Source organism: Streptomyces sp. NPDC030840, from assembly GCF_055572015.1.
The window spans coordinates 456,541-481,253 of sequence record NZ_JBVIEE010000001.1 but is presented as its reverse complement, the minus strand read 5'-3'; the positions used below and the strand labels follow the sequence as shown (position 1 = coordinate 481,253).

Here is a 24,713-nt window from a genome sequence, read left to right as displayed (position 1 = left end):
GGCTGCGTTCGTTGTGGCTGGTCGCGCCCGCGCGGCGGAGCCGCATGAACAAGCACGGCCCCGCGCCCCTCGCAGGGGCGCGCCCACGCCCTCTCAGTACTCCGGGAGTCCGTACGTGATCGCCATTCTTCGCATCCTGCTCCGGCGCATCGCCCTGCTCGTCCCCCTCATGCTCGGGATCGTGCTGTTCGTGTTCCTGGTCATGCGGTTCTCGGACGTCGATCCGGCCTCCGCGTTCTTCCAGGGGGCCAACCCCACGCCGGAGCAACTGCACCGGTTCCGGGAGGAGAACGGGCTGCTGGACCCGCTGCCCGTGCGGTACGTGGGGTTCGTCGGGGATCTGCTGCACGGGGACATGGGGACCAGCGCGCTGACCAGGGCGCCCGTGGTGGAGCAGGTCACCACCGCCCTGCCGCTCACGGTGCAGCTCACCTTCCTGGGTCTCGGTATCGCGGTGGTCCTGTCCCTGGTGGGCGGGGTCACCGCCGCGATCTACCGGGACCGGCTGCCGGACCAGGTCATCCGGGTGGTGTCGCTGACCGGGGTGGCGGCGCCCGGGTTCTGGCTGGCGCTGCTGATGATCCAGTACCTGGCGGTGGACCTCGGGTGGTTCCCGACGGGCGGGTACGTCAACCCGGCGGACTCCTTCACGGGGTGGCTGAAGACGATGACGCTGCCCGCGTTCGCGCTGTCGCTGCCGGTGGCCGCGCAGCTCACCCGGATCGTACGGACGGCGGTGGTGGAGGAGCTGGACAAGGACTACGTGCGGACGGCGATCGGGAGCGGGCTGCCGCCGAGGGTCGTGGTCGGCCGGAACGTGCTCCGTAACGCGCTGATCAATCCGCTGACCGTGCTGGGGCTGCGCGTCGGGTATCTGCTCGGCGGCGCCGTCGTCATCGAGACGATCTTCTCGCTGCCGGGGATGGGCAAGCTGATGATCGACGCCGTGAAGAACGGTGACCCGGCGGTCGTCCAGGGCGTGGTGCTGACCACCGCCACCGGCTTCGTGGTCGTCAACCTCGTCATCGACATCCTCTATCTGCTGGTCAACCCGAGGCTGAGGGAGGCCGGCTGATGGGCGGCTTCATGGTGACGACGCGCAGGCGGCTCACGGACGCCCTGTCCCGTCCGGGCATCACCGTGCGCGGCTGGCGGCGGCTTCCGCTGCTGTCGCGGATCGCCGTCTGCTTCCTGTCGGTCGTGGTGCTGGTGGCGCTGCTGGCGCCGCTGCTCGCCCCGCACGACCCGCTCGACCAGCAGACGCTCGTGGGCGGTACGGGTCGTCCGTCGGCCGATCACTGGATGGGGCAGGACAGCCTCGGCCGGGACATACTGAGCCGGCTGATGTACGGGGCCCGGTGGTCGCTGGCCATCGGGCTCGGGGCCACCGGTCTCGCCCTGGTCGTGGGGGCGGTCATCGGTGCGGTCGCGGCCACCTCGCGCAAGGCGGTGGACGAGACGCTGATGCGGTGCCTGGACGTCGTGATGGCGTTTCCCGGCATCGCGCTGGCCGCCGTGCTCGTGGCCGTGTTCGGCGGTGGCATCACCGTGCTGATCTGCGCGATCGCGTTCCTGTTCACCCCGCCGGTCGCGCGGGTCGTACGGGCCAACGTCCTGGACCAGTACGGCGAGGACTACGTGACGGCCGAGCGGGTGATCGGGGCGCGGACACCGCACATCGTGGTCAAGCACGTGGCCGTCAACTGTGCCGCCCCCGTGCTGGTGTTCTGCACGGTGCAGGTCGCCGAGGCCATCGTCTTCGAGGCGTCGCTGTCGTTCATCGGGGCGGGCGTGCGGCCGCCGGACCCGTCGTGGGGCAGCGTCATCGCGGACGGCAAGAACATGGTGCTGACCGGCGGCTGGTGGGCGACCGTGTTCCCGGGGCTGCTGATGCTGATCACGGTGCTGGCGCTGAACATCCTCTCCGAGGGTGTCTCGGACGCGTGGGCGGCGCCCGCGCCCCGGGAGGTGGAGCCGCGCGCGGACGAGCAGGACCGGTGGGAGGCGCCCGAGCCGGGCAGCGGGAAGGTGCTGGAGCTGCCGGGGCTCACGGACGCCGCGCGACGGCTGCGTTCCCGGGCCCGGCCCCTGCCCGGCGGGCAGCCCGTGCTCGCGGTCGAGAACCTCGCCATCGGCTTCGACCAGCGGCACGGCGGCGTCGACATCGTGGACGGCGTCAGCTTCGAGGTGCACCCCGGTGAGGTCGTCGGCCTGGTCGGCGAGTCGGGCTGCGGCAAGTCGCTGACCGCGCTGGCCGTGATGGGCCTGGAGCCGAAGGGTGCCCGGGTGCGCGGACAGGTCCGTTTCGGCCGGCGGGACCTGCTGGCCGAGCCGACGCGCGTACGGCGCCGGCTGCTCGGCCACGAGATGGCGATGATCTACCAGGACGCGCTGTCGTCCCTGAACCCGGCGATGACGATCCGCGCCCAGCTGAAGCAGGTCGTACGGCGGGGCGGCAAGCGCACCCCGGCCGAACTGCTGCAGCTCGTCGGCCTCGACCCGGACCGCACCCTGCGCAGCTACCCGCACGAGCTCTCCGGCGGCCAGCGCCAGCGCGTCCTGATCGCCATGGCCCTGTCCCGTGAACCGAGGCTGATCGTCGCCGACGAGCCGACGACCGCCCTCGACGTCACCGTGCAGGCGCAGGTCATCGAGCTGCTGCTGCGGCTGCGCGAGGAGCTGGACTTCGCGCTGATCCTGGTCTCACACGACCTGGCGCTCGTCGCGGACGTCACCGACCGGGTGATCGTGATGTACGGCGGCCGGATCGTGGAGACCGGCGTGACCGCCGACCTGGTGGACAGCCCGTCCCACCACTACACCCGCGGACTGCTCGGCAGCGTGCTCTCCCTGGAGTCGGCCGCCGAGCGCATGACGCAGATCAAGGGCACGGTCCCCTCCCCCGCCGGCTTTCCCCGGGGCTGCCGGTTCGCCGACCGCTGCCCGATGGCGACCGAGGTGTGCCACACGACCCGCCCCGACCTCCGCGGCGGGCCACGCCATGCGGCCGCCTGCCACCATCCGGCGACCGACCTGACCGCCCCCGAGCCGACGACGGGAAGCGAGGCCGCGACATGAGTGAGCCGACCCGGCCCACCGAACCGACCGGGCCCACCGGACCCACCGAACCGACCGGGCTCGTCGCCCTCTCCGACACCCACGTCGTCCACAAGGCCCGCAGCGGCGGCCTGTTCACCCGCGACCGCGTGTACGCCCTCACCGGCGCCGACTTCCGCATCGCGCCCGGTGAGACGGTGGGCGTGGTCGGCGAGTCGGGCTGCGGCAAGTCGACGCTGGCCAAGGTGCTGGTGGGCGTGCAGCGGCCGACGTCCGGGGCGGTCTCCTTCCGGGGCCGGGACCTGTGGGCGATGAAGCCCGCCGAGCGGCGCGCGACGGTCGGCCGGGGCACCGGCATGGTCTTCCAGGACCCGTCCACGGCGCTGAACCGGCGGCTGCCCGTCCGCCGGATCCTCCGTGACCCCCTGGACGTCCACCGGCGCGGCACACCGGCCGAACGCGAGACCCGCGTACAGGAGCTGATGTCCCTGGTGGGTCTGCCGGAGGCACTCGCCGACGCCCTTCCCGGCCAGCTGTCCGGCGGCCAGCGCCAGCGCGTCGCCATCGCCCGGGCCCTCGCCCTCGACCCGGACCTGGTGGTGGCGGACGAGCCGACGAGCGCCCTGGACGTCTCCGTACGCGCCCAGATCCTCAACCTCCTGCTGGACCTGAAGGAGCGCCTGGGCCTGGCGCTGGTGTTCGTGTCGCACGACATCCAGACCGTACGGCGCATGAGCGACCGCGTGATCACCATGTACCTCGGCCGTATCGTCGAGGAGTCCCCGGCCGCCGAGGTCACCGACCGCGCCCGCCACCCCTACACCCGCGCGCTGTTCTCCGCGACGCCCGGACTGCTGGATCCCATCGACCCGATTCCCCTGGCCGGGCCGGTCCCGTCGGCGACGCGCCCGCCGAGCGGCTGCCCGTTCCGTACGCGCTGCTGGAAGGCGGACGAGGTGTGCGCGGAGGTGATGCCGGACTTCGCGGCCGCGTCGGCGCCCGGTCACCGCTTCCGATGCCACCATCCTGTGGAGGAGGGGCGGCCCACCCGGGAACTCGTGGCCCAGGCAGCCGCCTCCGCACCGCCGCCCGAGGCCACCGCCATGGCCGACGCCCCCGTACCCGGCGTACGGAAAGAACCCAGGGAGCACCCATGACCGCCCGCCCGTCTCCCACCACCACCCTTCTGAGGCCGCGCTCCGCGCCTTTTTCTTTCCCGCTGACCGGTGTCGTGCCCCCCGTCTGTACGCCGCTGACACCGGACCGCCAGGTGGACGTCCCCTCCCTGCTGAGCCTGGTCGACCATCTGATGGCCGGGGGTGTGCACGGACTGTTCGTGCTCGGCTCGTCGTCGGAGGCCGCGTACCTGACGGACCGGCAGCGCAGGCTGGTCGTGGAGACCGTCGTGGCGCACGTCGGCGGCCGGCTGCCCGTCCTGGCCGGCGCGATCGACATGACCACGCCCCGGGTCCTGGACCATGTGGCGGCCGTCATCGGGGCGGGCGCGGACGGCGTCGTCGTCACCGCGCCCTTCTACACCACCACGCACCCCGCCGAGATCGCCCGCCACTACCGGCTGATCGCGGAACGCTCGCCGGTCCCCGTGATCGCGTACGACATCCCGGTCTCCGTGCACACGAAACTGGACCCGGGCCTGGTCCTCGACCTCGCGGCCGAGGGGGTGCTGGCCGGTCTGAAGGACTCCAGCGGCGACCAGGCGGCCTTCAGGGCGGTGGTGACCGGGGCCCGCGCCCGCCACGACATCAGCGGCTTCAGCGTCCTCACGGGCTCGGAAGTCGTCGTCGACTCCGCCCTGGCCATGGGGGCGGACGGCGCGGTGCCCGGGCTCGCCAACGTGGACCCCGCGGGTTACGTCCGCCTCTACGACCTCTGCCGTGCGGGCGACTGGGAGCGCGCGCGGGCGGAGCAGGAGCGGCTGTTCGCGCTGTTCGGCATGGTGGGTGCCGGCGCCTCCGACGGCCGGATGGGCGGCAGTTCCTCGGCGCTGGGCGCCTTCAAGGCGGCGCTCCGGCTCCGGGGGGTCATCGCGTGCGGGGCCACCGCGGAGCCCCAGGTGGCGTTGTCGGAGGGGGAGGTGGAGCGGGTGGGGAAGTATCTGGCGACGGCGGGGCTGTTGTAGGGGGTTTCTCGCCCCCTACAACAGCCCCTACCCATTCCCGTCCTCATTCCCGTCCCCTGGGGGCTACGCCCCCAGACCCCCGCTGTCGGCCTCGCGGCCTCGTCCTCAAACGCCGGACGGACTCGTTCATCAGTCCCTCCGGCGTTTGAGGAGCGGGGTCCGGGGCGGAGCTCCAGGGTGGTGGCTACCCCACCAGCTCATCGCGCCCCGGCTCACGCCGTGCCCGGTGTCACGCCGTACCCGGCGTCACCAGTCCCGACTCGTAGGCCACGATCACCAGCTGCGCCCGGTCCCGCGCCCCCAGCTTGCCCATGATGCGGCTGACGTGGGTCTTCGCGGTGAGGGGGCTGAGGCCGAGCGCCTCGGCGATCTCGGTGTTGTTGAGGCCGCGCGCGACCAGGCCGAGAACCTCCCGCTCCCGGTCGGAGAGGCACTCCGGGCCGCCCGCCGGGACCGGAGCCGAGGGGCTGCGCAGCAGTCGGGCGATCAGGCGGGCGGTCGGGCCCGGTGAGAGCAGGGCGTCGCCGGCCGCCACGGTACGGATCGCGTCGAGGAGTTCGGCCGGTTTCGTGTCCTTCACCAGGAACCCGGAGGCTCCGGCCCGCAGCGCCTCCACGACGTGTTCGTCGGTGTCGTACGTGGTGAGGACGAGTACCTTGACGCCGGCCAGGTCCTCGTCCAAGGCGATCAGCCGGGTCGCCTCGATGCCGTCGAGGTCGGGCATGCGCAGGTCCATCACGACCAGATCCGCCCGCGTGCTGCGGGCCAGCTGCACGGCCTCCCGTCCCGTGCCCGCCTGCCCCACCACCTCCATGTCCGGGGCCGACTCCACGAGCATGGCGAAGGCGGCACGGACGAGGGTCTGGTCGTCGGCGAGGAGTACGCGAATGCTCGTCGCAGGGCACCCCTGAGACGACCTGCTCACCGAACCACCCTCTCCCCCGTCCCCAACGGCAACACCGCCTCCACCTCGAACCCTCCCCCAGCCCGTGGCCCCGCCTCCACCGTCCCACCGACACTACGAGCCCGTTCCCGCATACCGACCAGCCCGAAGCCAGGGGCGCCCCCCAGCCCACCCCCACCCCCCGTCCCGTCGTCCGTCACCGTCACCCGCAGAGCCCCCGCGTCACCCCGCACGACCACCCGAACCGCGGCATCGGGCCCCGCGTGCCGTACCGCGTTGGTGAGGGCCTCCTGCACGATCCGGTACGCGGCGGCGCCCACCGCCGAGGGCACCCCGTCCGCCGTGACCGCGGCCTCGACGCGCGCGCCCCCGGCACGGGCCGCGTCCACGAGGTCGGGCAGTCCGTCGAGACCGGGCAGGGGCCCGCGCGCCTCCACCCCGTGCTCGACGCCGCGTTCCGGGTCGCGCAGCACCTCCAGCGTGCCGCGCAGTTCGCCGCGCGCGGTGCGGCAGGTCTCGGCGATGTCGTCGAGCGCCTTGGCGACCGCAGCCCGGTCGAGCCGGTCGGGGTCGGCGTTCAGGACGTGCGCGGCCACCGACGTCTGGACGCCGATCAGCGTGATGCTGTGCGCGAGCAGGTCGTGCAGGTCGCGGGCGATACGCAGCCGCTCCTCGGCGACCCTGCGGCGGGCCTCCTCCTCGCGGGTGCGTTCGGCGCGCTCGGCGCGTTCGACGATGGCGGCGACGTACTGGCGGTAGAAGCGGGTGCTCATGCCACAGAAGAGGACGGCGATGACCCAGCCGAAGATCCGCAGGACCTCCCCCACGCCGTCGGAGTTGGTGAGGGCGTTGACGGTCAGCGTCATGCCGAGGACGGAGGCGCCGATGAGGAGCGTACGGCGCGCCGTGCCGGTTGCCGCGACCGTGTAGAGGACCGTCATGGTCGCGGGGATGGGCGCGGTGTGGTTGTTGTCGAGGGCGTGGTACGGGGCGGCGAGGGCCACCACCGCGAGCAGGACCAGGAGGGGACGGCGGCGCCGCCAGACGAGGGGCACGTGGGCGAGGAACAGCAGGGTCCAGCCGAGTGCGTCGGGCCGGAGCCCGTGCTCGCCGAACGGGACGAGGGCCGTGGCGAGGGCGGCCAGCGCCATGGCCAGCAGGGCGTCATTGCGGGTGCTGTGCGGGGCGGTGCGGGGGTCGCGGCTGGCCGCCGCCATGATCCGCTCGCCGAGATGGGGCCGTGTCGTCGGCGTGGTCGCCCGGACGGGCGTGGTGGTTGCCTGCACACACTCATCCTCGGTCAGGAACGCACGGCTCCGGGAGAGATCCGTCAGAAGGGCGCCCCTCCGGGAGGGAGGGGCGCCCCGGCCGTGCTCAGCCAACGGACATCCGCTCCGGCGCCGGCGCCCGCCCGGGCGGCACGTCCGGTTCCTTCGACAACCGGCCGGGCCACCACACCTTCCGGCGCAGGGCGACGCTCGCGCTGGTCACCAGGTAGGTGCGGACGAGGAAGGTGTCGAGCAGCACGCCCACGGCGATCACGAAGCCGAGTTCGACCAGCGCCACGAGGCCCATGTTCGTCAGGACGGCGAAGGTGGCGGCCAGCACGAGGCCGGCGGAGGCGATGACCCCACCCGTGGTGCGCAGCGCGGTGAGCGCGGCGGCACTCGGTTCCGCCCCGGCCAGGGACTCCTCCCGCATCCGGTGCATGAGGAAGATGCCGTAGTCGACGCCGAGGGCGACGAGGAACACGAAGGACAGCAGCCCCAGCCCCGGGTCGGTCCCCTCGAACCCGAACACGGGCCCGAAGACGAGTCCTCCGATCCCGAGCGAGGCCGCCCACACCGCGACCACGGCGGCGACCAGCAGCAGCGGCGCGACGAGGCTGCGCAGCAGGGCGATCAGGATGAGCAGCACGAAGACGAGCACGAGGGGCACGACGACGAGCTGGTCCCGGTCGTTGGTGTCCTCCAGGTCCATCTGTTCGGCGCTGGGCCCACCGACGAGGGCGCCCCGGTGGGAGGCGTCGAGCTCCGCCCTCAGCGACGTGATGGTGGCGGTCTCGGCGGCCGACTGGGGCGCGGCCTTCGCGGTGACGGAGATCTCGGTCCAGCCTCCCCCGCTGCGTCCGCGCTCGACGGCGGCGACCCCTTCGTGCCCCCTGACCCGCCCGAGGACGGCGTCCGCCTCCGCGGTCGGGGCGATCACGGTGATGGGCTGGGTGCCCTGACCGGGGTACGCGCGGGCGAGCGTCTCCATCGCGGCGACCGCCTCGGGCCGGTCGACGAAGGAGTCCTCCTGCTTGAGCGAGCCGGGCAGGTTCAGCACACCGAGCGCGAGGGCGCCCAGCAGCGCGGCACCGCCGGCGAGCACGGTCAGCGGCCGCCGTCCCGCGGACGAGCCCATCGCGGCGAACAGGCTCCGCCGCTGCTTCGGCTCGCTGCCGAACGCGGGCACCAGCGGCCAGAACACGCGCCGTCCCAGCAGCACGAGCACGGCGGGAAGGAGCGTGAGCATGGCGACGAGCGCGCACAGCACACCGAGGGTTCCCAGCGGGCCCATGCCGCGGCTGCTGTTGAGGTCGGCGGCGAGCAGGCACAGCAGCCCGGCCGCCACGGTCCCCGACGAGGCCAGCACGGCGGGCCCGCACCCGCGCAGGGCGGCCCTCATCGCGGCGTACGGCCGCTCCACGCGCCGCAGCTCCTCCCGGTACCGGGACACGAGCAGCAGGGCGTAGTCGGTCCCCGCGCCGAACACGAGAATGGTCATCACGCCCGAGCTCTGCCCGGAGACGGTGGTCCCGAAGGCCTGGTGGAGCCCGTAGGCGACGCCCATGGACAGGTAGTCGGCGATTCCGGCGACCACGAGCGGCACCAGCCACAGGAACGGGCTGCGGTAGATGAGGACGAGCAGCAGCGCCACGACCGCGACGGTGGTGTAGAGCAGCGGCCCGCCGAGCGAGTTGTAGATCTCAGTGGCGTCGGTGGCGAGGGCGCCCGGCCCACCGACCTCGACGGTCAGCCCGTCCTCGCCGTGGGCGACGTCCCGCACCTGGTGGACGAACGCGTCCCGCTTCTTCTCGTCGGAGCCGGGTTCGGTGCTGGCGACCGGGTACATCAGAGTCGTCCCGTCCTCGGACGGCACGCCCCGGGGCTCGGTGCCCAGCCGGTTCTCGCGGGCGATCTCCGCGACCTGCCCGGCGGCTGTGTCCCGGTCGGCGGCGGTCAGCCCGCCGTCCCGGTGGTACACGAGCACCAGCTCGGTGCTCTCCCCTCCGGGCAGCTGATCCTGGATCTTCGCCACCTGTGTCGAGTCGGCGCTCGCCGGCAGGTAGTCCACGGCCCGGTCCCGCTGCACGTCCGCGAGCTTCGCCGCGAACGGCGCCACGACCGCGAGCAGGACCACCCACAGCCCCACCACCAGCCAGGGCACACCCCGCCTCACACGCCTGCTTCTGTCTCCGGGCCCCATACCGGGGTACCCCCTCCTCGCCGGGTTTCTGGACGTTCACCAGACTCCCGGTGGACGGGCGGTCATTCGTCGGGCGCGCGGGCGAGTTCGGGCGTACCGCCCCGGGTGGCACGGGGCGGGGATTACTCCCTGGGGAGTAAGGGCGTGCCCCGGGTGACCCGGAGGACCCTGACCATGCGGGGCCAATGGCCGGTGAAGAGGCAGAGGAGGGAAGAGCGCCATCTGACGAGCTGCTCCACCTGGCGGCTGCGAGGGCCGAAAATCCTTGGTCCGTCCTGGATCGCGGCGTCGTAGAGGGCCACGGCCCGGTGCGGCCGGAGGGCCCAGAGCGTGGCGTACGCGTGCCCGCACCGTGCGTTCCAGGCCAAAGGATGATCCCGGCCGTGGATTCTGGCTCGGTCGGCGGCCAGCGCCTCGTACTCGGGCAGGGCGGTACGGACACGGCCGGTCCGGCGGGCCGTCGACGCGACGAGCCACCGGGCGCCGAGTGTCCAGAGGTGGTCGGGTCCGTACAGTCGCTCGAAATGCGCGCTGCGGGCCCGGGCCACCTCCAGTGCCTTGCGCCATCGGCCAGTACGGCGCAGCGCCTGGGACCACCAGTCGAGCTGGACGAGCGTCTCTATGTGGTGGGGGCCGAAGTGCCTGGTCAGATCCTCTACACGATCAGGAAAACGGCCGCGAACGCCGCGACGTCAAGCCCCACCACGAGCGCCCAGCGCATGCTGTGCCTCACGCGCTCCCCCTCGTCCCCAGCACGTACCGGAAAGACGATTGTGGCCCGCCACCCGCCCGGAGGGGAGCGGTCGGGACCCGGGCAGACGGAGCCACATCACGGGCTTTTTCCGGATCTCCCCTCTCGCAGGGCGCGCAGGGCACTCCGGAACACCGTCAAGAAGGCGAGGGGCTGGGCGGGGCCGAAGCGCCCCCACTGAGCCACCGCGCGGGACCACACTCCGCAGGCCGCACGCTGCTCCCCGCGGCCGACCGCACGAGGCCCGCCCCTACGACGGCGTCCGTGCCGCCTCCAGGAGCAGGCGCGTGACCTCGTCCGAGGTGATCGTGAGGGCCGCACCGACCGTGGACAGGACATCCCGTTCGGCGGGTGTGTACGGGCCGTCGGCGAGGGCGATGCGGGCGCCCTGGAGCAGGATGGTCTCGCGGCCGGGCGGGGCGAGGTGGGGGGCCAGGGGGTCCAGGGCCTCGTGGAGCTCTATCGCAAGGCCCGCGCCGCAGGGCGCGCCGAGGATACGGCCCGTGTCGGCGGCCAGGGCCTCGACGAGGGCGCCGAGCCCGTCCTTCGTGCAGTCGTCGAAGCCGGCGGAGCGCACCGCGGCCGCGGCGGTCGACAGGGCGGCGGGCGCGCAGGGGCCGCCGGCCGCCAGGACGGCGAGCGCGACGGTGTGGACGGCGTCCCGCAGCATCGCGGAGAAGCGGGTGGTCGTCGGGTGGTCCAGGACCTCGGTGCCGTAGTGGTGGCGGCAGGCCGCGCACTCCACGACCGGGCCCGTCTCCCCGCGCGGGACGAGGGGGACGCCCGCGAGGGTGAGCCGGCGGCGGCCCATGAGGCGCTGGTAGTTGCGGTCGCCCCCGCATCCGGGGCAGAAGAACTCGCCGTCGCCGACCGGCGTCCACGCGGTGCGTGTGCCCAGGACGCGGTTCAGGCGGGTCCTCGTGCGGCTCGCCGTACCGGCCGTACGGGAGCCCGGTACGTGCGGCGCGCGGGCCTCGTGGGCACCCCGGCCGTCCCGTCCGTCTGGCTGCACGTCGCACCTCCGTAACGCCGCGGCAACGTCGCCGCGCCCCCGTGATGTTAGCCACATTGTCGAGGTGGAGTCAGCCCTCCAGTCGAGGCCCGTTCGTGATATGGCGAACGAATGGCCGGTTCGCTCCGCTGGGTGGGCTGTTTCTGCAGGTGCGGGTTCCCCGTGGGACCGCGCGCCGTCTTGAAGCCGCGGGTCGTTTGTGGTTGATCGCGCAGTTCCCCGCGCCCCTGGCGGGGCGCGGGGGACCGTGGTGGAAGGAGCGCGTCAGCGGGTCGCGCGGTTGACGGCCGAGACGATGGCCTTCAGGGAGGCGCGGGTCGTGTTGGCGTCGATGCCGATGCCCCACAGGACCTTGTCCTCGATGGCGACCTCGATGTACGAGGCGGCCTGCGCGGAGGCGCCCTCGCTCATCGTGTGCTCGGTGTAGTCCAGCAGCCGGGCGTCCACGCCGATGCCCTGCAGCGCGTGGAAGAAGGCCGAGATCGGGCCGTTGCCGGTGCCGACCAGGGTGGTCTCCGTGCCGTCGACCTCGGCCTCGACGGTGAGGGTGTCCACGCCGTCGGTGTCGGTGGTCGACTGGTTGTTGCGCACCTGGATACGGCCCCACGGGTTCCGCGGGTTCGGCAGGTACTCGTCCTGGAAGATCGCCCAGATGTCCTTCGGGGTGACCTCGCCGCCCTCGGCGTCCGTCTTCGCCTGGATGATCTTCGAGAACTCGATCTGCATGCGGCGCGGCAGGTCCAGCTTGTGGTCGTTCTTCAGGACGTACGCGATGCCGCCCTTGCCGGACTGCGAGTTGACGCGGATGACGGCCTCGTAGGAACGGCCGACGTCCTTGGGGTCGATCGGCAGGTACGGCACGGCCCACTCGATGTCGTCCACCGTGACGCCCTTGGCCGCCGCGTCGGCCTCCATCGCGTCGAAGCCCTTCTTGATGGCGTCCTGGTGGGAGCCGGAGAAGGACGTGTAGACCAGGTCGCCCACGTACGGGTGGCGTGCGTGGACCTCCATCTGGTTGCAGTACTCCCACGTACGGCGGATCTCGTCGATGTCGGAGAAGTCGATCTGCGGGTCGACGCCCTGCGAGAACAGGTTCATGCCCAGGGTGACCAGGTCGACGTTGCCGGTGCGCTCGCCCTGCCCGAACAGGCAGCCCTCGACGCGGTCGGCGCCGGCCATCAGCGCCAGCTCGGCGGCGGCGACGGCCGTACCGCGGTCGTTGTGCGGGTGGATCGACAGGCAGACGTGCTCACGGCGGGACAGGTTGCGGCCCATCCACTCGAAGCGGTCGGCGTGCGTGGAGGGGGTCGAACGCTCCACCGTGGCGGGCAGGTTGAGGATGATCTCGCGGCCCGGGCCGGGCTGCCAGACGTCCATGACCGCCTCGCAGACCTCCAGCGCGAAGTCCAGCTCGGTATCGGTGAAGATCTCCGGCGAGTACTGGTAGCCGAACTCCGTCTCCGGGCCCAGCAGCTTCTCCGCGTACTCCATGACCAGCCGGGTGCCGTCGACGGCGATCTGCTTGATGTCGTCCTTGGAGCCGCGGAAGACGACCCGGCGGAAGACGGGGGCGGTGGCGTTGTACAGGTGCACGGTGGCGCGCTTGGCGCCCTTCAGGGACTCGACCGTCCGCTCGATCAGGTCCTCGCGGGCCTGGGTCAGTACGGAGATGGTGACGTCGTCCGGGATGGCGCCGGGGTCTTCGATGATGGACCGTACGAAGTCGAAGTCCGTCTGGCCGGAGGCGGGGAAGCCGACCTCGATCTCCTTGTAGCCCATCTTCACCAGCAGGTCGAACATCGCGCGCTTGCGCGTGGGCGACATCGGGTCGATCAGGGCCTGGTTGCCGTCGCGCAGATCGGTGGAGAGCCAGCGCGGGGCCTGGGTGATCCGATTGTTGGGCCACGTGCGGTCGGCGATGTCGACCTGGTCGTACGGGCGGTACTTGTGGACGGGCATGGAGGTGGGCTGCTGGCGGTTCGCCATGATGCGTGGGCTCCTAGAGGTGTCCGGACGTCCGCTGTCCGGTGGGCCGGAAAACGGCCGACGGCGCAACGCCAAACTCCGCGGGGAGGGGGTCGGCCTTGATTACAGGCCCTCGCCGCGGCAGCTAAGGAGGAGCAGCCCGAAACGCATGATGCTGCGCAGCCTAGCGGAACCGCGCTCCGCGCGAGTGGCCGTATCAGTATGCGGGACCGGAGGGAGGAACGTGACAAAAAGTGCCCCATACCACTCCGGCGCCACTTCGGCACGGAGAAGCGACGACCGTGTCACCACATTTCACCAATCATGGTTGCGGGTAGTGACAGTGCCATGACTCAGTGCAAGGGTGCCCGGCATGACGACCAACGGGGGCCATGAGCCCGTCTTCTGCACCGTCGTACCACCGCATGTCCTCGACAAGCTGGCGCAAGCCGAGGACCCCGCGCTCGCGAACCCGGCACGCAGGACCCTGGAACGCGACGCCTTCGAGCGCACCCACCGCCGTCTGACCACGGTCCTCGGCGCGCCGGCCATCGCCGCCCCCGCCGGAGCCGAGGCCGGGAAACCGCACCGCACGATCCACGACGCCCGGCACGGCACCGACCTGCCCGGCCGCGTGGTGCGCGGCGAGGGCGACGAGCCCGGCACGGACGCCACCGTCAACCGCGCGTACGCGGGTCTGGGCGCGACCTTCGAGCTGCTCCTCAAGGCCTACGAGCGCGACTCGATCGACGGCGACGGGCTGCCGCTCGACGCGACCGTGCACTACGACCGCGACTACAACAACGCCTTCTGGAACGGCGAGCAGATGGTCTTCGGCGACGGTGACGGGGAGATCTTCCTCGACTTCACCATCCCGGTCGACGTCATCGGCCACGAGCTCGCGCACGGCGTCACGCAGTACACGGCGAACCTCACGTACTTCGGCCAGCCGGGTGCGCTCAACGAGTCCATGTCGGACGTCTTCGGCTCGCTGATCAAGCAGTACACGCTCGGCCAGACCGCCGCCGAGGCCGACTGGCTGATCGGCGCGGGCCTGCTCGCCCCGCGCGTCACCGGCACGGCCCTGCGCTCCATGAAGGCCCCCGGCACGGCGTACGACGACGACGTCCTCGGCAAGGACCCCCAGCCCGCGACGATGGACGACTACGTGCGGACCGGCCGTGACAACGGTGGCGTCCACATCAATTCCGGCATCCCGAACCACGCGTTCTACCTGGCCGCCACGGCGCTCGGCGGGCACGCCTGGGAGCGTGCCGGGCAGGTCTGGTACGACGTGCTGACGGGCGGCGAGCTGTCGTCGAAGGCCCTCTTCGCCGACTTCGCCACCCTGACGGTCGCCGCCGCGCGGGCCCGTTACGGCGAGGGTGAGGAGCTGCAGGCCGTGCTGAAGGCGTGGGAGCAGGTCGGGGTGCGGACGCTGTAGTTCCGTACTAGACAGGACCCATGCGTATTCAGGTGAGGCGCACGGGCGGATTCGCGGGCATCGAGCGGCACGCCGAGGTGGAGACCTCGGGACGGGCCGACGCCCAGGACTGGCACGCCCTGGCCGAGAAGGCGGTCGCCGACGGCCGGGGCACGCCGCCCATCGGGGTGCCGGACGGCTTCAGCTACCAGATCACCGTGGACGGCAGGACCGTGTACTGCTCGGACCCCCGTCTCACGGAGGAACAGCGCAAGCTGATCACGAGAGTGCTGAAGGAGGGCGCGTAGGCGGCCGACGGGAAGGTGGTTTCGCCCCCGGGGCTCCGCCCCGGACCCCGCTCCTCAAGCGCCGGAGGGGCTGGATTTTCCAGCCCCTCCGGCGTTTGAGGACGAGGCCGCTAGGCCGCTGCGGGGGTCTGGGGGCGCAGCCCCCAGGGATGGGACGGGTAGGGGCGGCGGGGCGAGGAAAAGCCGTTGGCCGCCCGCTGTCCGCGGAGCGCAACCCCCAGTTCACCCCAACGCGTTGACTTCCGTTACCGCTGGTACGGATGATCCGCACATGGCGACGAATCCGAACCCGAACCCCATACCGCAGTTCCCGTCCGGCTTCCTGTGGGGCGTGTCGACCTCGGCCCACCAGATCGAAGGCGCGGCGGACGAACGCGAGCCCTCCGTGTGGGACGCCTTCAGCGCCGAACCCGGACGGATCAAGGACGGTTCGACCGCGGCGGTGGCCTGCGACCACTACCACCGCTACCCGGAGGACGTCGCACTCCTCGCCGGCCTCGGCGTGGACGCGTACCGCTTCTCGATCTCCTGGCCACGCGTCAACTCCCGGGGCGGCCTGGACTTCTACGACCGCCTCGTGGACGAGCTGTGCGCGGCCGGGGTCCGACCGGTCCCGACCCTCTTCCACTGGGACCTGCCGGTGACCCTGGACTGGCTGGAGCGGGACACGGCCGCGCGTTTCGGGGAGTACGTCTCCGTCGTCGCCGAACGCCTGGGTGACCGCGTGCAGAAGTGGATCACCCTCAACGAGCCCGCCGAACACACCCTGTTCGGGCACGCGCTGGGCGCGCACGCCCCGGGCAGGCAGCTGATGTTCGACGCGCTCCCCGCCGCCCACCACCAGCTCCTGGCCCACGGTCTGGCCGTACAGGCCCTGCGCGCCGCCGGAGCCGCCGACATCGGGATCGCCAACTCGCACGGGCCGACCTGGCCGGCCTCCCGGGAGCAGGCGGACGTGGAGGCGGCGAACTTCTACGACCTGCTGCTGAACCGTCTCTTCGCCGAGCCCGTCCTGCTGGGCGAGTACCCGGAGGGCATCGGCGAGTTGATGCCGGGTGACGTCGCGGCGGACCTCAAGGTCATCGGCGAGCCCCTCGACTTCTACGGCGTCAACTTCTACGCGCCGACCAGGGTGGGCGCCCCGCAGGGCGAGGACATCGAGTTCGGCGGACTGACGATCCCGGCCGAACTCCCCTTCTCCGTGCGGGAGATCGAAAACGTCCCGGTGACGGACTTCGGCTGGCCGGTGGTCCCCGAGGCGCTGACGGAGCTGCTCACGAACTTCCACGAGCGCTACGGCGACCGCCTCCCGCCCGTCGTCATCACTGAGAACGGCTGCTCCTACGAGGGCATCGACGACCAGGCCCGGATCTCGTACCTCGAAAGCCACATCCGCGCGCTGCACAAGGCGGTCGAGGCGGGCGTGGACGTGCGCGGCTACTTCGTGTGGTCGCTGATGGACAACTTCGAGTGGGCGGAGGGGTACGCGCGCCGCTTCGGCCTCGTCCATGTCGACTTCGACACGCTGGTGCGGACCCCGAAGTCGTCCTACGGCTGGCTGCGGGACGTGCTGCGGGCCCAGAGATGACGGCGGGTGCCCTCGCCGAGCCCGTCGAGCGGGTCGGCCGGGGCTGGACGGCGGCGCTCTCGCTGGCCAACGTGGCGATCTGGGTGGGCTGGTACGGCCCGCTCCAGATCCTCCTGGCCCGGCAGGCGGAGGACTTCGCGCCCGGCACGGGCATGTCGAAGGAGACGCTGCTGGCGTGGGTGACGGGCGCCGGCGCGGCGGTGTCGCTGGTGGCGAACCCGTTCTTCGGCGCGCTGTCGGACCGCACCACGGCCCGCTGGGGCCGCCGTACCCCCTGGATCGTGGCCGGCGCGGCGGGCGGCGCGCTGTCGCTGCTGCTGCTCGCCGGGGCGGACGGGCTGTGGTTGATGACGCTCGGCTGGTGCCTGGTCCAGCTGACCCTGAACGCGGCCTTCGCGGCAGTGACGGCTGCGGTGCCGGACCGCGTGCCCCGGCTGCAACGGGGTGCCGTGGGCGGGTGGCTGGGAGCGGCGCAGATCCTGGGCGCGGTCACCGGCACGGGCCTCGCGACGGCGGCGGGCGGGATCGCGGCGGGCTATGCGGCGTGCGCGGTGTTCGCGGTGGCGGGTGTCCTGCCGTACGTGCTCCGCCACCGGGATCTCCGGCTCGGGGCGGCGGACCGGCCGGTGTGGTCCGCGAAGGCCTTCGTGCGGGGCTTCTGGCTGAGCCCGCGCCGCTACCCCGACTTCGGCTGGGCCTGGCTGACCCGCTTCCTGATCAACCTGAGCAACGCCCTGGTGATCCTCTACCTCCTGTACTACCTGAGGGACCGTCTCCACTACGCGGACCCCGAGGAGGGCGTGCTGGTCCTGACCGCGGTGAACAGTGTGACGCTGCTGGCCACGGTCGTGGTGGGCGGCGTCTGGTCGGACCGCGTGGGCCGTCGCAAACCGTTCGTCCTCTGGTCCGGGGTGCTGATGGCGGCGGCCACGGCCATGCTGTCGGCCTGGCCGACCTGGCCGGGCGCGATCGTCGCGGCGGCGGTCCTTGGCGTGGGTTTCGGGGTGTTCATGTCGGTCGACTTCGCGCTGATGACGGACGTCCTGCCCAAGGCCCTGGACCGGGGCAAGGACCTCGGCGTCATCAACGTGGCCAACGCCCTGCCGCAGGTCGCCGCCCCCGCACTGGCGGCGCCGATCGTGACGCATCTGGGTGGCTACCGGGTGCTGTACCTGGTGTCGGCGGCGCTCGGGCTGGCGGGAGCGGTGCTCGTCAGCCGGATACGAGGGGTGGACTGAGGTCCGGGGTGCTGGCGGAGTCCGCCTGCCGGGTGGTGCCACCGGGGCTTTTACTCGCCCCCGCCGCCCCTACCCGTCCCATCCCTGGGGGCTGCGCCCCCAGACCCCCGCGTATCGGCCTTCGGCCTCGCCCTCAAACGCCGGACGGGCTGAAAATCCAAGCCCCGGCCGCGGAAACTCAGCCCCTTGGGGGCACCTCCCAGCGGTAGCTGGGGGAATTCGAGGAGCGGGGGGCCGGGGGCCGGCCCCCGAAACCGGGGTCCGGGGCGGAGCCCCGGCGGGGTCGAAGGGGCGGAGCCCCTGGGGGACGGGACGGGTAAGGGCGGCGGGGGCGAGAAAACAGGTCAGAACCCCAGTCGCCGCAACTGCTTCGGATCCCGCTGCCAGTCCTTCGCCACCTTCACATGCAGATCCAGGAACACCGGCGTCCCCAGCAACGCCTCGATCTGCTTGCGCGACTTGATGCCGACCTCCTTCAGGCGCTTGCCCTTGGGGCCGATGATGATGCCCTTCTGGCTGGGGCGCTCGATGAACAGGTTGGCGTGGATGTCGAGGAGGGGCTTGTCCGCCGGGCGGTCCTCGCGGGGGAGCATCTCCTCCACGACCACCGCGATGGAGTGCGGAAGCTCGTCCCGGACACCCTCCAGCGCCGCCTCACGGATCAGCTCGGCCACCATGACCTGCTCGGGCTCGTCCGTCAGGTCGCCCTCGGGGTAGAGGGCCGGGCCCTCCGGGAGGAGCGGGACGAGCAGGTCCGCCAGCAGGTTCACCTGCTTGTCGCCCACCGCCGACACCGGGACGATCTCCGCCCACTCGAAGCCCAGCTCCTTGCCGAGCTGGTCGATCGCGATGAGCTGCTCGGCGAGGGCCTTGGAGTCGACGAGGTCCGTCTTCGTGACGATGGCGACCTTCGGGGTCTTCCTGATCCCGGCCAGCTCCTTCGCGATGAAGCGGTCACCGGGACCGATCTTCTGGTCCGCGGGGAGGCAGAAGCCGATCACGTCGACCTCGGCCCACGTCGTCCGCACCACGTCGTTCAGCCGCTCCCCCAGCAGGGTGCGCGGTTTGTGCAGACCGGGGGTGTCGACAAGGATCAGCTGCGCGTCCGGCCGGTGCACGATGCCCCGTACCGTGTGCCGCGTCGTCTGCGGCCGGTTCGAGGTGATCGCCACCTTCTGCCCGACCAGAGCGTTCGTGAGGGTGGACTTGCCCGCGTTGGGGCGCCCCACGAAGCAGGCGAAGCCCGCCCGGTGGACGGCCTCGACCGGCTCTTCGGATGACTGGGTACGAACGCTCATGGCGCCCATTCTCCCTGATCCACAGACTCCCTCCGCACAGTCGTCCGCCCACGCGTCCCCCGGTGGGATTTCGCAGACCCGAACGCGACGAGCCATCGCGGCAGCGCACGGCGGTGCCCCTCTGACGAGGAGCGGGAGCACACCGGCCCGGGCCTTACGGCGCACGCCGAAACGGCCTACGATCACGGCGTCCTGGGCCACGGCGCCCCGGTCACCACATCGGCATCGTCCGTTCCCGGCGCGCGGAAGGTCAGCACCCCGGCATGAAGCTCATCACCGCAATCGTCAAGCCCCACCGCCTCGACGAGGTCAAGACCGCGCTCCAGGAGCTCGGCATCCACGGTCTCACCGTCTCGGAGGCCAGCGGTTACGGCCGCCAGCGCGGCCACACCGAGGTGTACCGCGGCGCCGAGTACCGCGTCGACCTCGTTCCGAAGGTGCGCGTCGAGGTCGTCGTCGACGACGCGGACACCGACGCGGCCGTCGACGCCGTCGTCAAGGCCGCGCAGACCGGCAAGATCGGCGACGGCAAGGTGTGGATCATGCCCGTCGAGACGGTCGTACGGGTCCGCACGGGCGAGCGTGGCCCGGACGCGCTCTGAGACGTCTCGTCACGGGGCGGCCGTTCGTACGGAGCAGGCCGTTCACACGAAGCGGCGTTCAGCGGAGCGCCCGGCGCCGCCGCACCCTGAACACCACTCCCCCCGCCACCAGTCCGACGCCCAGCACCGCCGCCACCAGCCACGGCAGCGCGAGGAACGAGACACCGGCCGACTCGCGGGTGTCCTTGGCGGAGGCGGTCAACGTGATGTCGCCCCAGTCGAGTTGTGGCGCCCCGCGCCAGGGTTCGGTGAGGCGCACGCTCTGCCCCGGCAGCAGCTCCGAGGGGATTCCCTTCAGGTCGCGGGACAGCAGCGTCCGGCCGAAGAGGCCCTGGGCCTTCAGCTCGACGCGTGGGTTGAGGGTGACGTTGCCCGTGTTGTGGAGGGTGTACGAGATCTTCGCCGTGCTGTCGCCCGTGCCGGGCACGAGGGGCCGCGTGTGGCGGACCCGGACCTTCTCGACGGCGAGCGCGGGGACCGTGGGCCCGCTCACCCGGAGGTAGACGCGGGCGCCCACGGCCCGCTGGACCCCGACCCCGAGCGACCCGTCGCCGGTGTCGATCCGCTCGTCTAGGGCCACCAACGCGCCCGGGTGGTCGCCCGGTTCGGCCCGCTCGGGCACGCGCAGAGTGAACGGCACGGTGACGGAGCCGCGCGCCGGAACTCTCACCCGGGACTTCGCGGGCTTCGCCCAGGCGCCCACTCCGCGCTGCTTCTCCTTCACGGTACGGACCGCGAACCCGCCGTCCCGGGCGGTGTTGTAGGCGTCGGCCGCGTAGAGGCGGAACGTCAGCGGTCTGCTGGTCTTGTTGGCGACGACGATCTTGTCCCTGATGGTGGTGCCGGGGTCGGCGGTGACGTAGAAGTACGGCCGCTGGGAGACCTCGGAGGAGACGGGGAACACGGACCAGCTGCCGTTGTCGGCGGCATACGAGGAGCCGGCCGGCCACAGCAGCGACAGAGGCAGCAGCAGGGCGGTCAGGAGGAGGGCGTACGGCTTGCGCATGGGTGCGGACCCCCACGGACGGCGCGGCGGACGGTTGCTCGGTTGTCTGGACGCCCGGTGGTGCGGGCGGCGTGGTGGGCGGGCGGGTGCGCGCCCGGCCCACGTGGGACGACGGCCCTCAGGTGAGGGTGAGCGTCAGGACACCCGTGTACGAACCCGGCGGCGTGGGCGCGGGAACCTTCAGCGAGAGCTTGGCGTCCACGGTGAACTCACCGCCGGTGCGCGTGCCGTTGGGAGCGGACGCCAGGGTCGCGCCCTCACTGCCCACCGAACCGGCCGAACCGGCCTGGCAGGTGCTCGGGCTGCCCTGCTCGGTGTCGCAGGCCGGTGTCCAGCTCAGGTTGGAGGCGGGGATGCTCGCCCCCGGCCCGGTGAAGTCGGTGACCTTGCCGGTCAGCGACCAGCCGGCCGTACCGCCGCGGTGGTCCTTGACGGTGACAGTCCGCAGATCGCCGTCGGCCGTGCCGCCGGAGCCGAACTCGACGGAGCCGAGGTCGACGGTGTCCCCGGCCTGGCTCATGGACAGGGTCCCCGCGGTGACCTTCGCCTTGATCTTCTGGCTGTCGCCGGGGACGGGGGTGTCGTCGATCACGACGTACGCGGCCGGAGGGGAGCCCTTGCTGTCGCTCCAGCTGTCGCCCTCGTACGCCACGACGCCCGTCGTCGTCTTGTCGTTCACGGTCAGCGCACCACTGAAGGCGCCCTGGCCGTCCGCGGTCACGGTGGCCTTGTCCGCGGTCTGCTCCGCGCCCGACCGGCCCGCGAGGGTGACGGTCGCCCCCGGCGTGAAGTTGCTGCCGGTGACGGTGACACTGGCACCCGGGCTGCCGGAGGCCGAACCCAGCGAGATGGCACGGAGGTTGGTCTGGCTGCCATCCGTGGCGGTCACCGTCTCGGAGACCGGCGCGGGCGCGTTGGTCACCGTGCAGGGCGTGTCCAGTTCGAGGATGTAGCTGGTGTGGATGTTGTAGTCGCCGGGCGAGAGAGTGATCGAGCCGGGCGAGGTGACCGTGAAGGTGCCGGTCATGGAGAACGAGGGGAAGGGGCCGAGTCCGGGTACGGGGTCGTTCTTCTTCGGCCCCGCGACCGTGATGCTGCCCGTCTGCGCCCCGCCCAGGGTGACCTTGCCCGTGGGCGTCATGATGTCGGCCGGCAGGTCGAGCTGGGTGGGATTGCTGGCAGCGGGCTTGACCACCGTGTAGGTCACGGTGACGGTGTCGCCCACCTTCGGGGTGGCATTGTCCACCGTTATCTGCGCGGTGGTGGTGCCGTCGATGGGCGGGATGCCCGCGATCGGCGGCGGAACGCAGTGCGTGGCGAAGTCCACGGCGGCTGACTGCGCACTCGCGGCACCGGCGGGCGCGGCGAGCGCCCCCGAGGCGGTGACGGCGAGCGCGGTCGCGCCGAGGAGCGCGGCCAGACGGCGTCTTCGTGCGACGCCTCTGTGGCGGATGGATCCCATGGATACCCCCTTGAGGGATGCGGGCGCAGCGGCTCGTCCGCGCCGACAGGGGGCCATTGATGTGCGGGTTGTGTGAGAAGTCAATGGAAGCGCGGCACCTGAACTGATGGGCCATCAGTTCCTGGCAACGTCCCTGGAGGACAGGCCACTTGACCGTCGATCCTGGGGCGGGAGGCGCGACCGGTGCCGCCCCGGAGGCCACCCGGGACGGCACCGGCCTTCACGCGTTGCACATGCGAGGGGTCACTCGAAGACGAACGGTCCCGGCGACTGCGGTCCCGTGGCGGTACACGTCACGGTGATGCCGAAGATCACCATCTTGAGGGAGCCGCCGTACGCCTCCAGGCTGTCCCCGGCGGCGACAGTGCCGGGGAGCGGCCCGACCGTGACGCCGTCACCGGCGGCCATCGCCGGGTTCTTGGTGCCGGTGAACGTCGTCGTGCCGCCGCCCGCCTTCACGAACGTGAGGGTGGACCGGATGGAGTCCTTGCCGAGCGCGAGGGGAGCGGTGATGCTCTTGGAGCTGACGGTGACGGTGGCGGAGGTGCCGGTCTGGGTGGCCGTGAGGGTGGCGGAGCCGCCACCGTACAGGCCGCAGTTGGCGGTGATCGTCGCCGCCTGGGGCGCGACGGCCGCGGCGCCGGGGGCGAGGGCGAGCCCGGTGGCGGCGACCGCCCCGGTCACCAGCGCGGCGCTGATTCCGAATCGCTTGCGTCTCATGTGAATCGCGTTTCCTTCCCTGGTACGGGAATTGCCATGTGGGACGGAGCTACGGACCGCCTCCGTCCGGGCACGCGGACTCGTCACCGGACCGGTTGGCGCCCGTCTTTTGGACCGGGCAGCGCGAGGTGGGGCCGGGCCGGTGAGGATGCGGGGAGACGCGTGCGCGCGAACCACCCGCCGCAGGCGGGGTGCGGCACGCCGCGCGGCGGGATCTGACGGTCCGTCGGAAGAACGGCTCCATTGACGCGTGGGCGACCAGGGATTGCAAGACACACCCCGCCGGTTCTTGTGAGGGTCCGCGAAAGTGGCCGAAGGTGTGCGCAGGGCGGGTGCGGGGCGGCGCCGCGTTTGAGGCGGATTACGTCATTCTGTCCGGCGGTGTGGTCTCCGTCGCCGTGGGGCTCTGTCGCGCGCGGACGACTTTCACCCCACTCGGCGCCCCGCCTACCGGCCGATCCACTCCAGCGCGGGGGCTCCGCCGGCTGTCGGAGCAGCCGGGGCAATCAGTAGAAGCGGCGGACGAAGACGTCCGACTTACCGTTCGTGTCGCCGGGCACGATGTCGTCGGCCGTGGACGTGAAGACCACGTCGCGCCCGCCGGCGCTGACCGCGTCGGTCCCGGCCGAGGCGGGCTGGTTCGAGACGATCTCGTCGGTGCCCGTCTCCAGGTCGCGCAGCGTGAGCGACGGTCCGTTCGTGTCGTGTGGGGCGTACAGCAGATAGCGGCCGGTGGGATCGATGGCCACGCCCCGCACGTTCGGCACCAGTTGGTCGGTGCCCGAGCTCTCGTCGTGGACGTAGGTGTCGGAACCCGAGAGGTAGACGACCTTGCCGCCCTCCTTGCTGATCTGGACGAGTGTCGCCGCCTTGGAGTAGCCGTCGATCGGGCCGGAGGAGGTGCCGTCGGTCCGGTCCCACACGAAGACGTCCTCCGCCAGGGCGTCCTGGTAGGCGACGAAGCGGCCGTCGCCGCTGATGGACGGACGGGCCGAGACGGGGTGGATGATCTCGGCGACGGTCTGCGTGGTGTCGGCCTGCCAGTCCCGTACCTCGATGCGCTGCCGGGACGGCGGCCGAGTGAAGGTGGCGACGTGGGCGATGTAGCGGCCGTCCGCGCTCAGCGACGGCTGGCTGCAGCTGAGGCCGGAGCAGTTGAGGCTGATCGTGCTCCCCGAGCTCACCTGGGACAGGAAGACCTTCGTGTCTCTGAACCGCAGCCCCCACAGGGCGACGTACTGCCCGTCACCGCTGATCACCGGGCGTTCGATCGGGGACGCGTTGGTGCTCATCAGACTGGTCCGGCTCGCATGCTGGTCGCGTACGAGCACCTTCTCGCCTGTGATCCTGTTGTCGGGTGTGAGGTTGTTCGCCGACGACGAGAAGGCGATACGCCGGCCGTCGGCCGTGATCGTGGCGCCGGCGGAGTCGCCGTCGCCCTGGGTGCCGTCGGTCGCGACACTGATCCGCTCGACCCCGGCTCCGCTCTCGCTCGCGACGCCCGGCAGTGTCATCGGCTCAGCCGAAGCGGCTGCGGGCAGCACCGCCGTGACCGCGCAGACCGCGACCGCCACGCTCAGGCCTGCCCGCACACGTCTGGTGGTGCTCCCGTTCGCGTTTCTCCCCATTTTCCCCCCATGCGGGACACGGTCCCTCCTCCAGCTCTCCACCGGAGGCCCGCATGCATGCAACCGCGATGACACTGTGGGGTCAATGCGTCACATGCAGGGAGAGGTACGGTTTCGGTCAGGTGAGTGCGGTGCGCTCT

19 protein-coding genes and 1 pseudogene are annotated in these 24,713 nt (G+C 71.7%); 10 read left to right on the top strand and 10 right to left on the bottom strand.

The annotated features are described in order from the left end of the window. Positions 1-115: 115 nt before the first annotated feature. Genes ACZ49J_RS01985 through ACZ49J_RS01970 form a run of 4 tightly spaced genes read left to right on the top strand, consistent with a single transcriptional unit; the run spans position 116 to position 5,197 of the window. Positions 116-1,075, top strand: coding sequence for an ABC transporter permease (locus tag ACZ49J_RS01985; RefSeq protein ID WP_467447274.1), 960 nt, complete (start codon positions 116-118; stop codon positions 1,073-1,075). Next, a complete protein-coding gene (locus tag ACZ49J_RS01980) occupies positions 1,075-3,078 on the top strand; it encodes a dipeptide/oligopeptide/nickel ABC transporter permease/ATP-binding protein (RefSeq protein ID WP_467447273.1) in 2,004 nt (667 codons plus the stop codon). The genes ACZ49J_RS01985 and ACZ49J_RS01980 overlap by 1 nt, the downstream gene beginning before the upstream one ends. Next, entirely contained in the window at positions 3,075-4,214 is a 1,140-nt protein-coding gene (locus ACZ49J_RS01975) for an oligopeptide/dipeptide ABC transporter ATP-binding protein (RefSeq protein WP_467447271.1), read from the top strand. The genes ACZ49J_RS01980 and ACZ49J_RS01975 overlap by 4 nt, the downstream gene beginning before the upstream one ends. After that, a complete protein-coding gene (locus ACZ49J_RS01970; protein WP_467447269.1) occupies positions 4,211-5,197 on the top strand; it encodes a dihydrodipicolinate synthase family protein in 987 nt (328 codons plus the stop codon). The genes ACZ49J_RS01975 and ACZ49J_RS01970 overlap by 4 nt, the downstream gene beginning before the upstream one ends. A gap of 229 nt (positions 5,198-5,426) precedes the next feature. Here ACZ49J_RS01970 and ACZ49J_RS01965 read toward each other — a convergent pair whose 3' ends face one another. The 5 genes from ACZ49J_RS01965 to leuA form a co-directional block, all read right to left on the bottom strand. After that, the gene (locus tag ACZ49J_RS01965) at positions 5,427-6,122 is read right to left on the bottom strand and encodes a response regulator transcription factor (RefSeq protein WP_467447268.1); all 696 of its coding nucleotides are present in this window, start codon (positions 6,120-6,122) and stop codon (positions 5,427-5,429) included. Next, positions 6,119-7,387 (bottom strand): sensor histidine kinase, encoded by a 1,269-nt coding sequence (locus tag ACZ49J_RS01960; protein ID WP_467447266.1) that lies wholly within the window; start codon positions 7,385-7,387, stop codon positions 6,119-6,121. The genes ACZ49J_RS01965 and ACZ49J_RS01960 overlap by 4 nt, the downstream gene beginning before the upstream one ends. Before the next feature lie 88 nt (positions 7,388-7,475). Continuing rightward, on the bottom strand, positions 7,476-9,572 hold the full coding sequence (locus ACZ49J_RS01955; protein WP_467447265.1) for an MMPL family transporter: 2,097 nt from the start codon (positions 9,570-9,572) through the stop codon (positions 7,476-7,478). Between the two features lie 1,001 nt (positions 9,573-10,573). Next, the gene (locus ACZ49J_RS01950) at positions 10,574-11,233 is read right to left on the bottom strand and encodes a TerB family tellurite resistance protein (RefSeq protein WP_467447682.1); all 660 of its coding nucleotides are present in this window, start codon (positions 11,231-11,233) and stop codon (positions 10,574-10,576) included. Positions 11,234-11,599: 366 nt separating this feature from the next. Next, positions 11,600-13,321 carry a 2-isopropylmalate synthase gene (leuA, locus tag ACZ49J_RS01945; protein WP_467447264.1) on the bottom strand — a complete coding sequence of 574 codons (1,722 nt, stop codon included), beginning with the start codon at positions 13,319-13,321 and terminating at the stop codon, positions 11,600-11,602. Positions 13,322-13,673: 352 nt separating this feature from the next. On the opposite strand from leuA, the gene ACZ49J_RS01940 reads away from it, so the two are divergent. The 4 genes from ACZ49J_RS01940 to ACZ49J_RS01925 all read left to right on the top strand — a co-directional run bounded on the left by ACZ49J_RS01940 (position 13,674) and on the right by ACZ49J_RS01925 (position 17,857). Then, positions 13,674-14,744, top strand: a complete 1,071-nt coding sequence (locus ACZ49J_RS01940) for a M4 family metallopeptidase (protein WP_467447262.1) — start codon at positions 13,674-13,676, stop codon at positions 14,742-14,744. Between the two features lie 20 nt (positions 14,745-14,764). After that, positions 14,765-15,031: a protealysin inhibitor emfourin gene (locus tag ACZ49J_RS01935; protein WP_467447261.1), complete on the top strand. Its 267-nt coding sequence runs from the start codon at positions 14,765-14,767 to the stop codon at positions 15,029-15,031. A gap of 271 nt (positions 15,032-15,302) precedes the next feature. Beyond that, entirely contained in the window at positions 15,303-16,619 is a 1,317-nt protein-coding gene (locus ACZ49J_RS01930) for a GH1 family beta-glucosidase (protein ID WP_467447260.1), read from the top strand. After that, entirely contained in the window at positions 16,616-17,857 is a 1,242-nt protein-coding gene (locus tag ACZ49J_RS01925) for an MFS transporter (RefSeq protein WP_467447258.1), read from the top strand. Before ACZ49J_RS01930 ends, ACZ49J_RS01925 begins: the two co-directional genes overlap by 4 nt. A gap of 344 nt (positions 17,858-18,201) precedes the next feature. Here the strand turns inward: ACZ49J_RS01925 and era are convergent, their stop codons facing one another. After that, a complete protein-coding gene (gene era, locus ACZ49J_RS01920; protein WP_467447257.1) occupies positions 18,202-19,155 on the bottom strand; it encodes a GTPase Era in 954 nt (317 codons plus the stop codon). A 120-nt stretch (positions 19,156-19,275) separates the two neighbouring features. On the opposite strand from era, the pseudogene ACZ49J_RS01915 reads away from it, so the two are divergent. Next, positions 19,276-19,422: pseudogene (locus ACZ49J_RS01915) on the top strand (ammonium transporter); the annotation flags it as partial. Next, positions 19,419-19,757, top strand: a complete 339-nt coding sequence (locus ACZ49J_RS01910) for a P-II family nitrogen regulator (RefSeq protein WP_467447256.1) — start codon at positions 19,419-19,421, stop codon at positions 19,755-19,757. The pseudogene ACZ49J_RS01915 and the gene ACZ49J_RS01910, both read left to right, overlap by 4 nt. Positions 19,758-19,815: 58 nt before the next feature. Here the strand turns inward: ACZ49J_RS01910 and ACZ49J_RS01905 are convergent, their stop codons facing one another. From ACZ49J_RS01905 to ACZ49J_RS01890, 4 genes are all read right to left on the bottom strand, one after another. Further along, a complete protein-coding gene (locus ACZ49J_RS01905) occupies positions 19,816-20,763 on the bottom strand; it encodes a COG1470 family protein (RefSeq protein ID WP_467447254.1) in 948 nt (315 codons plus the stop codon). A 118-nt stretch (positions 20,764-20,881) separates the two neighbouring features. Continuing rightward, complete coding sequence (locus tag ACZ49J_RS01900) at positions 20,882-22,225, bottom strand: beta-xylosidase (protein ID WP_467447253.1); 1,344 nt, start codon at positions 22,223-22,225, stop codon at positions 20,882-20,884. 243 nt (positions 22,226-22,468) lie between these two features. After that, positions 22,469-22,945, bottom strand: coding sequence for a hypothetical protein (locus ACZ49J_RS01895; protein WP_467447252.1), 477 nt, complete (start codon positions 22,943-22,945; stop codon positions 22,469-22,471). 506 nt (positions 22,946-23,451) lie between these two features. Further along, complete coding sequence (locus tag ACZ49J_RS01890; protein ID WP_467447250.1) at positions 23,452-24,537, bottom strand: hypothetical protein; 1,086 nt, start codon at positions 24,535-24,537, stop codon at positions 23,452-23,454. Positions 24,538-24,713 lie beyond the last annotated feature (176 nt).